Annotated in this window: 10 protein-coding genes; 4 read left to right on the top strand and 6 right to left on the bottom strand. The window is 53.5% G+C overall.

Annotated elements, in window-relative coordinates:
- On the bottom strand, positions 1-539 hold a 539-nt coding region (locus B2R48_RS19720; protein WP_297003688.1), incomplete at its 3' end, for an NnrU family protein.
- Between the two features lie 199 nt (positions 540-738).
- On the opposite strand from B2R48_RS19720, the gene B2R48_RS19715 reads away from it, so the two are divergent.
- Positions 739-1,179, top strand: a complete 441-nt coding sequence (locus B2R48_RS19715; RefSeq protein ID WP_062956533.1) for a GcrA family cell cycle regulator — start codon at positions 739-741, stop codon at positions 1,177-1,179.
- 90 nt (positions 1,180-1,269) lie between these two features.
- Here the strand turns inward: B2R48_RS19715 and B2R48_RS19710 are convergent, their stop codons facing one another.
- Positions 1,270-3,231, bottom strand: a complete 1,962-nt coding sequence (locus tag B2R48_RS19710) for a bifunctional 2',3'-cyclic-nucleotide 2'-phosphodiesterase/3'-nucleotidase (protein WP_297003686.1) — start codon at positions 3,229-3,231, stop codon at positions 1,270-1,272.
- A 153-nt stretch (positions 3,232-3,384) separates the two neighbouring features.
- Complete coding sequence (locus tag B2R48_RS19705; protein WP_297003684.1) at positions 3,385-4,653, bottom strand: MFS transporter; 1,269 nt, start codon at positions 4,651-4,653, stop codon at positions 3,385-3,387.
- A 257-nt stretch (positions 4,654-4,910) separates the two neighbouring features.
- On the opposite strand from B2R48_RS19705, the gene B2R48_RS19700 reads away from it, so the two are divergent.
- The gene (locus tag B2R48_RS19700) at positions 4,911-5,609 is read left to right on the top strand and encodes an AraC family transcriptional regulator (protein ID WP_062957276.1); all 699 of its coding nucleotides are present in this window, start codon (positions 4,911-4,913) and stop codon (positions 5,607-5,609) included.
- Positions 5,610-5,632: 23 nt separating this feature from the next.
- On the opposite strand, the gene B2R48_RS19695 is transcribed toward B2R48_RS19700, so the two are convergent.
- Positions 5,633-6,211, bottom strand: coding sequence for a hypothetical protein (locus B2R48_RS19695; RefSeq protein WP_297003682.1), 579 nt, complete (start codon positions 6,209-6,211; stop codon positions 5,633-5,635).
- A 264-nt stretch (positions 6,212-6,475) separates the two neighbouring features.
- Positions 6,476-6,868 carry a hypothetical protein gene (locus B2R48_RS19690; RefSeq protein ID WP_297003680.1) on the bottom strand — a complete coding sequence of 131 codons (393 nt, stop codon included), beginning with the start codon at positions 6,866-6,868 and terminating at the stop codon, positions 6,476-6,478.
- 503 nt (positions 6,869-7,371) lie between these two features.
- On the opposite strand from B2R48_RS19690, the gene B2R48_RS19685 reads away from it, so the two are divergent.
- Both B2R48_RS19685 and B2R48_RS19680 read left to right on the top strand, forming a co-directional pair.
- A complete protein-coding gene (locus B2R48_RS19685; protein WP_181838525.1) occupies positions 7,372-8,415 on the top strand; it encodes a helix-turn-helix domain-containing protein in 1,044 nt (347 codons plus the stop codon).
- A gap of 134 nt (positions 8,416-8,549) precedes the next feature.
- Entirely contained in the window at positions 8,550-9,491 is a 942-nt protein-coding gene (locus B2R48_RS19680) for a DMT family transporter (RefSeq protein WP_297003675.1), read from the top strand.
- A 26-nt stretch (positions 9,492-9,517) separates the two neighbouring features.
- Here the strand turns inward: B2R48_RS19680 and B2R48_RS19675 are convergent.
- Positions 9,518-9,979 (bottom strand): ketopantoate reductase family protein (locus B2R48_RS19675; RefSeq protein WP_297003673.1); only part of this gene is annotated, 462 nt, incomplete at its 5' end.

The raw sequence follows: 9,979 nt of genomic DNA, 5'->3' as shown, positions 1-9,979 counted from the left end.
GACGGATCAAAGCGACGGGTCGCGCCAAGCCAAACAGCCTGTTGTTCAGGTGCAACGGCCCTTAGACGGATTTTCTCCATACGCCAGAACCCGATCAGGGCAAACGCAGCACTGCCGCCAAAGAACAGCACGGCAACCAGATCCCCATTCGCGATCATGTGCCCGATCCCCCAGATGATCATGCCCAGCAACAAGGGATGGCGGCAAAAACGGTTGATCCCGGGTCTGGCCGGGTCAAATCCGGTTTTTCGTCCGATTGACAACGGACAGGGTTGAAGAATGGCGCTGGCCCACAAAATACAGGCAGGCAGCATTACAATGACAAGAAGCTGCGCTTGCCAGGGTTGATACCCCCAAAGGAAAAACGACTCCGCGACGAGAACTTCGTGAATCACCCAACCAAACAGGAAAAGCGACAAGACCGAAAAGCCAAAGATATAGGTACGATATCCGACCCACCGAACAAGCCTTTCGCGCAGGATGCCCGGAATAATGTGCCCCGCAAGAAAAACCGCTACGGCGACGAAAAACCAGGTCAAAACACGATCCCCTCTTTACAATACGGCCTCAACATGCAAATTGCCCTGTTCGCGCGCTCGGAGCAGGATGCGAATCTCCAAGGCCCTTGCGTTACGCGATATTAGGGGATACCTCTTTACCCCTGTTTGACATAGAACAACAAGCCCTTGCCCACGGATACTCCGACGGGCAGTTAAAGATATACGGAATATACTCGAAATGAGCTGGACGCCGGAAAAGATTGAATTGCTGACCTCGCTCTGGAATCAGGGCTGGACCACGGCACGTATCGGAGAGGAACTCGGCGTTGGCAAGAATGCCGTCGTCGGCAAGGCACATCGCCTTGGGCTGCCCAAACGCCCGTCCCCGATCCAGCGCCGTGCCGAGGAAGCAGAACAGAAAAAGGCACCGGCCCCCAAACAGCAGACCAAAGGCATTTCGATCTTTGATCTGGGCCCGGGCATGTGCCGCTGGCCGTTTGGTGATCCGGGTGATGATGACTTCCATTTCTGTGGCAAAAAAATCGTGCCTAGCAAACCCTATTGTGATGAGCATTGCGCGCAGGCCTATCTGAACGGCAAAAACCCGCGCGAAGATAATCCGCCTGCACAACAGGGGGGGCCGAACCAAAAGGGTCCTCAGGCCGCAGCGAAGAAATAAGTCCGGTCCCGGTTTCAAACCATTCGGACAAAATCAAAAAGCCGCCCTTTCATCAGGGCGGCTTTTGTTTGCTTTGGGTTTATCTCTGCCTTACTTGCTTTGCAGCACATATTTCGCGAAGCCATCGGCATCTTCACCCACAAAGCTGATATTGGCCGGGGCATTGGCAGCACCGGATGCCTTGGGGCTGGTGACAAAGGTAACCTTTGACGCCTCACCGATCGGGGCAAAGGTCCAGTTGCCATCAGCCTTGGGATCAATTGCCTTTTCCGTCAGGATGTAATTGGCCAGCACCGTACGGTTTTCGTCCGGGGCTTCGACAATGATGGTCGATCCATCAAGTGCCGGGAAATTCCCGCCACCGCCAGCACGGTAATTGTTGGTCGCAACAATGAATTGTTGATCCTCAGTGACCGCTTCGCCTTCGAATTGCAGATTGATGATCCGGTGACTTTCCGGGTTCACGACCTCGCCCGCCTTGTTATAGCGCGCAGGCTTGGTGACATCGATCTGATAGGTCACGCCGTCAATCACATCAAAATTGTAGGTCGGAAAGTCGGGATTGATCAGCATCTGCTCTTCACTGCTGTTTGGATCAATCTGATTGAACTGCCCTGCCGACATTTCGAGCCATTCGCGCACTTGATCACCATCAAGCAACACGGCACGGACCGTGTTCGGATAGATGTAAAGATCAGCAACGTTTTTAAGCGCGATCTTGCCTTCGGGAATGTCCGTGAAATAGTCCGGGCCACCGCGCCCGCCGGCCTTGAACGGTGCACCGGCCGAAAGGATCGGGATACCGTCATATTCCGACCCATTCAGGATCTTCTCAAGATACCATTTCTGCGCGTTGGTTACGATCTGGATTGACGGGTCATCCGCCACCAGCGCAAAGAAGCTGTTGATCGGGGCAGATGTCGTCCCCACACCCTCGCGCATATAGGCAATGGTGGCTTCGTGCTCTTGCTTGACCGCTGCGACAATCTCGGGATCGGCTTCGACCAGCGGGGTCACGGTGCGGCCTTCGCGCTGATAAATTGCGCGGGCTTCAGACAGGCTGTCGACCACGCTCCATTCACCGGAATCAGACACATTCAGCGTCAGGTCAATCACACCCAGATGGCTACCCCAAAAGCCAGGCATGACGGCTGCCACACCATTAATGGTGCCCTTGGCAAGGTCGACACCTTCGAGGTCGGAAAAGGCGTCAGACGGGAACACCGTATGCGCATGCCCAAACAGGATCGCATCAATACCGTCGACCTTTGACAGATAATAGGTGGCGTTTTCTTCCATGCCGGTGCGCGCCATGGTCGAAAGGCCGGAATGCGGAACGGCAATGACAATATCCGCGCCCTTTTCGCGCATCTCCGGGACATACTTTTCGGCCATCTCGACGATATCCCTGGAAATCACCTGACCTTCAAGATTGGCCTTGTCCCATTGCATGATTTGTGGCGGCACGAACCCGATCACGCCGACTTTGGCCTTGTGAACGTTGCCATCCTTGTCGGTAAATTCACGATCAAGGATCACGTAAGGGTCGAAATAGGGTTTGTCATTCTCGGCATTGCCATCGCCATCATCGACAAAGACGTTGGCGCTGACATAAGGGAAATTTGCCCCTGCGATCGAGTTGTCGAGGAACTCCAGCCCATAGTTGAATTCGTGGTTGCCGATATTGGCAGCATCGTAATCAAGCAAATTCATCGCCTTGAAAACCGGATGGATTTCACCCTTTTTCAGGCCGCGTTCCTTGGCCATGTAATCGCCAAGCGGATTGCCCTGAATGAGGTCGCCATTGTCGATGAAGACAACATTTTCCGCCTCGCCGCGCGCCGTTTTCAGCAGGGTTGCAACCTTTGCCAGCCCGACCGTGTCAGACTCTCCGTCGCGGTAATAATCATAATTGACCAAATGCGTGTGAATATCGGTGGTCTCAAGGATGCGCAGCGATACGGTGCTGTCGGCCAGTGCCGTACCGCTTGCCAGTGCAAATGCCAGTGAAACTCCGGTAAACCGGATCATGTTTTTGTAAGTAAATGCCATTAATTCGTATCCCTGCTGATGCGTGAAACCATCAAACTTTAATCCCGTTCAAGTGGCGGGGTTTTGAAGATTTTGCGAAAAAGCTACGGCAAACACAAACAGAAACGCCTGCCCCACAGGACAGGCGTTTGCGTTCTTGAATACATATGCCAGTCAAGCAGGCTGCGCTGCGGTTGACTTGTAACCCCGCAAAACCTCGTTCCCCGGCTCAGGGTCATGCGGCACATTCAGCGCCAGAACCAGCGACACGAACGCCATGCCAGCCCCCGCCAGGAACACCGCCCCCGGCGAAATCAGCCATAACAATCCAAAGGCTGCCGGAATAAAGACCGCCGCAATATGGTTGATGGTAAAGCTGACACCTGCAGTCGAAGAAATATCCGCCGGGTCGGCAATCTTCTGGAAATAGGTTTTAATGGCAATCGCCAAGGCAAAGAACAAATGGTCAATCACATACAGACCACCGGCCAGAATGTGGTTTTCGACAAAGGCGTAGGATACGAAAACAATGAACAGACCCGCATATTCAAAGACCAAAGCGCGTCGTTCGCCCCATTTGCCGATCATCTTGCCGATTTTTGGCGCGAGGAACATGTTGATCACGTGGTTTAGCAGATAAAGCAGCGTAATGGTTGCCGCATCATATCCGAACTTTTCGACCATCAGAAAACCGGCAAAGACGGTAAAGATTTGACGACGTGCGCCGCTCATGAAGGTCAGGGCATAGTAAAGCCAATAACGTTTGCGCAGGATCAGCTTCTTGGTTTGCGGATGGGCATCGGCGAATTTCGGGAAAGCCCCCCAGACAAACAGGGCTGCAAGGATCGTCAACGCCCCGCCGAACAGGTAGACATAGCGATATTCAACGGCAAAGACTTCGAGCATCACCCAGACCATGCCAAACATCACCAGCGACGAGATCGACTTCGCCGAGAGCTGCCGCCCCATGACCATTGCAGTTCGATCCTTGCGCACCCATTGCAGGGACAAGGCCTGCTGCATGGTTTCAAAGTAATGAAAACCAATCGACATCAAGACTGTCGTGCAATAAAGCCCGATCACCGTCGGGAAGTAGCCCGATATGGCAACACCGATGCCAAGGACCAGCAATGACAGCACAGCAAATGTCTGTTCACGCAAAACCAGCAGGACAAAAATAGCGGTAAAGGCAAGGAAACCCGGGATTTCACGAAGCGATTGCAGGATGCCAATCTCGCGCCCGGTGAAATCGGCCATTTCGACCGAAAAGTTGTTCAAAAGCGCCATCCATGTCGAAAACGACAGTGGCATGGCAGCCGCCATCACGATCAGCAGGACTTCTGGATTGCGCCAGCCTTTATAGACCGGTGCTGCGGCCGCGTCGGCGGTATCGCCAAGTGGGGCTGCATGGTTGCTGGCTTCCGGGATGATTTCCTTGGACATTTCTTCTCCTGGGACATGACCGCATGGGTGGCGCACGTCACGTCGCGTCTTGTGAGCTTTGGAATGCGACCAAGTTAAACCTGTCCGATGCGTCTGTCTTACGGTAATCTGACAATATATATCGCAATAAAGACAGTTTTGAGCTTCACCACACCATGGTTCATATCCTCAATACCTTTGACGGACGCCCGGAACACCACAACAAGGTGCCCCGCCCACGCGAATTACCCCGCGCAGTTTATGTCAGGGTAAGCGATATGCCCGCTGGCTATCATGTTGCCGCGCACAGCCATGACTGGAACCAGCTTCTATATGCGATTGAAGGAACGATGACCGTGGTGACAGAGGCGGGCATGTGGGTTGTCCCACCACAACGCGCGGTATGGGTTCCACCCCATACCCAGCATGCCGTGACCTGCACGGGCTTTACCCGTGCGCGCCACCTTTATATCGGTCGGGACGTCGCCGCAAACCTGCCTGATCGCTGCATGGTACTGGAAGTCAGCCCGCTTTTGCGCGAACTCATTCGGGCGGCCACAGAAATTCCGGTCGAATATGATGAAAACGGTGAAGAGGGCCGCTTGATCCGTGTGTTGCTTGATCAGATCAAGGCCCCCGATCAGGACAAGCTTTATCTGCCAGCGCCCAAGGATGCCCGACTGGCCCGCATTTGCGATCATCTGCAAGGCGATCCGGCCGACAACCGCACACTTGAAGATTGGGCAAAGATTTGCGGCGCATCCAGCCGCACCCTGGCACGCCTTTTCCAACGCGAAACAGGCATGCCGTTTCGTGAATGGCGGCAAAAGCTTCGCTTGCTGCATGCGCTTGAGAAACTTGCCAATGACCGGCCCGTCACGGAAATCGCCCTTGATCTGGGGTACGAAACCCCGTCAGCTTTCATCGCGATGTTTCGCAAGGCAACGGGGCGCACGCCGGGCGGCTATTTCCGTTAAGTCCGGTTTTCCCGACCCAGTGACTAGTTTTTGTATCGGGTCACCGGGGATTGCGGCGGCAGAATCTCGTGATCAGGTTCGAGATATATCCCGTAGCTCTGTGTCACGTTGACATGATCAGGTCGCGGTTTCTGCCCTTTTGCGCACATGTTGTGGAGCTGAACCATCAATTCTGATGACCAAGCGCTTTGTTGGTTTGGCGAATTTTGGCCTTGCTGCTTTGGAAGCGTCTCATTGCTAAGACGATCAAGGCGTTTATCCGTTTTGGACGCAATCGGCCCATCATGATGCATAACGCGAAGACCTTCTATAAAGGCCATCATTTCCATCACGGACTTCAGCATTCTGAAACTGTCTTCGAAGGTTCGCGTTACCGCGACTGAAGCTTCGTCAATATAATCGGAAAACACCGCGTCAATTGCCGCTTGGGAAGGCTCATCATCATCGGCGTCAGTTTCGACCAGATACTTCCATGCCTGATGATTAGGTTCATTCACGCGACGCCCGGGAAGAATGTGGCTATTCGGTCCCCAATCACGGCCCGTACCGCGACAATGGACTTCTCCCTTCCGGCGCGCCGGATGTGGTGCACAAGACATCATATCTAACCCCAGAGAAAAACATTAAGCTTCACTGATATTCATGTCCTTACATGAACGCAGATCTTCCCACTCTGTGAACGGACATGTGTTTTATTATTGCGGAACATACTACCCAGAGTTTCTGTGCCCCAATGCACATTTCATCCAAATAGATATGCAAATCATCCAGAAAATGGACGATTTGCACCTATCGAGCACACAAAAGATGCCTTGCGACGCCTCAGATGGCGCGCCTGGACGCTGCTGCGACAAGGTTTCTGGATACTAGTTTCGTCGTGTTTCCGAATGATCGGCCGAAGATCCTGTATCATTGACCGGAATGATGGTCGTCCCGAACAGCTTTGCACTTTCACGCCTGTTCGGTTCCGGGGTCCAGTCACATTCGAACATGCTTTGGATGTCCGCCATGACGCCAGGAGCCCAACCGGTTGCGGCCTCAGATTGCGTCGGGGAACTTTGGTTCTCCCCTGTCATTTCATCGCTATCGGCCTTTAGTGCTGACAATACCTTGTCATTGGCACAAGACCGCATACCCTCAAGAACGAAGATCATCCGCGCGAGCGGCGCAAGTGTCTCGCCATCAGGTCCGCCAAATTCTGTATTGGCAATTTTGGGTGAACGATCGCTATGCGCGTTCGACACTTTCGCGTCAGGCACGTTTGACGAAACGGCCCTTTCTGTGCGGTCGTAATCACATTTATCCGCGCACGATTTTGGTCGCGCTGACGGCATCTCAATCAAATCCATATTTTCCCCCAGAGAAAATATCACGTCACACTGATAACACCGGCCCTCGTTATTTTGTTCTGATCAGAGGCCGGTCAAATTTTTCATAAGTCTAACATGGTGATTGCAACCCCGATGCACGAGGCGTCCAAAAGAATATGCATAGCGTCCAAGATCGACAGATTGTGGCAAAACCCGCATCAGATTGACTTGTCCTTTCGGTTAGGGTCAGCAGCACTAAGTCATTGACGCGACAAGGCCCTTGTATTTTCGGACCTGTTAGCACGCGAAACTATACCTTTTGGACTTTGACGGCGGGGCAGGACTAATCATATTATACAAAACTTATGGAGATGTTCGACCATAGCATTCGATACCAGAATTGACCGGCGCAAGTAGCGTTGTTTGCTTTTATGCAAAACCGGGGATCAGGCATGACAGAGACACCACAGAACACCCACACCTTTTTTACGGTCAATGACCTTCCTATGTCAGTGCGTTATGACATTTGGAAAAGCAGCATTGACTGCATCTTCGATGTCGAAACCGTACCCGACATCCGCAAAAATCAATTCCATGCAACGCTTGATGCAGACCTTATGGGATCGATGATGTTGGCGCGCACCGTCAGCAAACATCAGTTCTGGTCGCGCAGCGAATCAGCAATCGCCAATGATGGCATGGACCACTACATGATCCAGTATTTTCATAGTGGCGGCATGTCCTCGGAAGAGGGCAAGGAGGGCCATACAATTGCCCATGGCGGATTGCTGTTTCAGGACCTGTCACAGGTCGCAACCGCTGTGACCACTGATTTTGACAATCTGGTCATGATACTTCCAAGGCAGCTTCTTGAAGATCGCCTGACCCTGCCGGAAGATCACAATATGCGGTTTTTAAGCCCGCGTGATCCCATGGTTCGAATTCTTGCCAGTATGATGCTGTCTTTTAAGGAAAACGCACATTCCTTCAGCCCGGAACAGGCCAGCGTGCTGGAAAACAGTTTTGTCGAAGTTCTGGCCGCCTGCCTGAACTCGACCCGCGGGGTGACCTCCGAGACGGCCCACAAAAGGCAAAACCTCGAAACCATGGCCCTCATCCGCCAATATTTCCGCAAGAACTTCAAGTCCCCGGATCTGACACCGGACCGTGCCGCACGGGAATTGGGAATATCACGTTCCAAACTCTATCAATTGATGGAGGATTACGGCGGCGTCTATCGCTTTATCCGCGACTTGCGCCTGCGCCACGCCATGGCCCTGCTCGGATCGCCGACGGACCGCAGGCGGTCTCTTTATGACATTGCACTTGAATGTGGTTTTGCCAGCGACACCAGCTTCATCCGCGCATTTCGTGAGAAGTATGACATGACGCCGGGTGACTTCAGGCGCAATGCCCAGACAGGACGCATTGACTTGCCCGATACCAGCGATGGACAACAAGATACCCGATACGAGAAGTGGCTGCATTCGCTGTAATGCGACTGACTTGTGACCGAGCGCATTGAAATTTCATGCCCTCAGACATGAAATTTTATCAGTATTGCCCAGTCTGAAGTTGCGATATTCCTGAACGCAGGTCACTTGACCGGCCACCATTCAGGGTATTCAAGATGAACAGTTTCTGGTCTGGAGTTGGGTTACGCCTTGCCGCGACCGGTTTGTTTGGCGTGATGAACGTATTTGTCCGGCTGGCCTCGTTTGAAGCCCCAACCGGGCAGATCGTCTTTTGGCGCAGCAGTGTGGCGCTGATCCCGATTGTGCTTTACCTGATGTGGCGCAATGAATTTCCAAGAGCCTTGCGCACCAAACGCCCGATTGGGCATCTCAAACGCAGCACCTATGGCTGTGTTTCGATGTTCCTTGCGTTTGTTTCGCTGGCCTATCTGCCACTGGCACTGGCCACGGCACTTGGTTTTCTTGCCCCGCTGATCCTGATCCCCATCGCAATCGCCACGCTGCGGGAAAATCCCGGCTGGCTTGTGATCGGCGCAACCATTGGCGGGTTTGCCGGTGTGTTTCTGATGCTGTGGCCAACATTGTCGACCCCGGGGCTGGACCATAACACCGTGATCGGCATCGGTGCCGGTGTCGCCTTTGCCGTGACAACAGCCTTCGCCAAAGTGCAAATCAAGGCCCTGACAACAACGGAGCCATCGGGCACAATTGCATTCTATTTTGCGGTGATTTGTTCCATTGGTGGCCTTTTAACCATCCCGTTTGGCTGGGCACCAGTTTCAGCAAATAACATCGTCTTTCTGGTGGGAGCCGGACTGACCGGCGGTCTTGCCCACATCGCCATGACCGAGGCATTGGCGCGTGCCCCTGCATCGACCCTGTCGGCCTTTGAATATACCGCCATGATCTGGGCGATCATTCTTGATATTATCGTGTTTGGCGTGCTGCCTGCGCCGATCAGCCTGATGGGCGGCGTATTTATTGTAGCCGCCGCCGCACTGGTGATGTTTAACGACCGGATCGTTGCCGCCGTTGCCCGCAAATTCGGGCGATCACCCGAAGAAGCAACGAAATCAGCAAACTCACCTGCAGAATAAACGTCGTTGCCCCACGCCCGCGACAATCAAGCTGATTTGGCTTCCTGAAGCTTGGTCAGGGCATGCAAGGCAAGGTTTGTCGGGGTTGCGATGCCAAGTTCTGCACCTTTGCGCACGATATAGCCGTTCAGAAAATCAATCTCGCTTGCTTTACCGCGCGCCAGGTCCTGGGCGGTTGAGGAAAACTGACCAGGCATGGTTTCGGCAATCTTTTCAATTGCGCCCCAGACATCACCCGGCACGGTCACACCGCACCCATTGGCAACCGCCAGACACTCATCGACGGCATTACGCATCACATCCCAGACGCCGACACCTTGCACGACCTCGCCATAAGGGCGCTGTGTAATCGCTGAAAGTGCGTTATAGGCACAGTTCAAAATCATCTTGGCCCAAAGGGCACCCTCAGCATTGTCGGAAACCTCAACCGGAATTTTGGCAGGCACCAGTGTATCGACGACGGCCTGACTTTGCGCAGATGGGCCGAT

Source organism: Thalassospira sp. UBA848 (genome assembly GCF_002295455.1).
Classification (GTDB): domain Bacteria; phylum Pseudomonadota; class Alphaproteobacteria; order Rhodospirillales; family Thalassospiraceae; genus Thalassospira.
The sequence above is the reverse complement of the archived record's forward strand: the minus strand, read 5'-3'. Positions and strand labels throughout refer to the sequence as shown.